2 protein-coding genes are annotated in these 702 nt (G+C 34.8%); both read right to left on the reverse strand.

Annotation, left to right across the window (positions count from 1 at the left end):
* Positions 1-313, reverse strand: a 313-nt coding sequence (locus PEPTYR26121_RS08960; protein WP_180501079.1) for a hypothetical protein, incomplete at its 3' end; no start/stop codon positions are given.
* Entirely contained in the window at positions 306-686 is a 381-nt protein-coding gene (locus tag PEPTYR26121_RS08965; protein ID WP_180501081.1) for an HK97 gp10 family phage protein, read from the reverse strand. The genes PEPTYR26121_RS08960 and PEPTYR26121_RS08965, both read right to left, overlap by 8 nt.
* Between the last annotated feature and the right edge of the window lie 16 nt (positions 687-702).

Raw genomic sequence — 702 nt, forward strand, 5'->3', positions numbered from 1 at the left:
CCTCCATAGTAAATTCATAGAGAACTTCATAGAGTCTTTCTGATTCAATCCAAACTTCAGATTTTTCATAATAGATTTCTTCTCTATCAAGTATCTCTTCTATTTTTTCTTCTAATTTTAAATCTTTCTTATCAGTGTAAAGTTCTAAGTCTATCTGAGTGTTTTTATAATATACATATCCATCTGCACCGAAGTGTTTATTCTTTGGAAATAGATAGACCATAAAGGGTGGGTCTAGACTTTCTCCTTCAGCAAAGTGCGAGTATGCAAATGGAAGTCCCATATCTTCAATTATTTTTAATAGCCTATCCATCGTTTAGTTTCCTCATTATATTTTCTTCCAATTCTCTTACTCCTTTCTCTTCAGCTGGTCCGATGTGTGGCTTAGCAGATACTCTTCCTCCCTGCCTAAGAACATGGCCTTTCTCTAGTAGATGAGCCAGCTGGTATCTATTTCTTGAGTGAACTACTAGTTCTATTGAGTTTGATGTTTCTTTCATAGTTTTTACAGACCAGGACTTAGAATATTTCTTTGTTTCCCCTACAGGCGCATTTTCTTGTATATCTTTTCTAATATTGCTACCAGCCTTTTTAACTTCCTTTTTGACTTCATCTGTTGCCATATCAGAATATTCTTCTAAGCCCTTCATTATTTCACTGGCTAGGTTTTCAATTTTTACATTCATCTACTCACCTTCCTAC

This window comes from Aedoeadaptatus nemausensis, from assembly GCF_903819165.1.
In the GTDB taxonomy this organism is placed as follows: Bacteria; Bacillota; Clostridia; order Tissierellales; family Peptoniphilaceae; genus Aedoeadaptatus; species Aedoeadaptatus nemausensis.

Bases quoted from the DNA above. Each gene is read 5' to 3' on its own strand.
- PEPTYR26121_RS08965 (WP_180501081.1), bottom strand. From the start codon at position 686: ATGAATGTAAAAATTGAAAACCTAGCCAGTGAAATAATGAAGGGCTTA.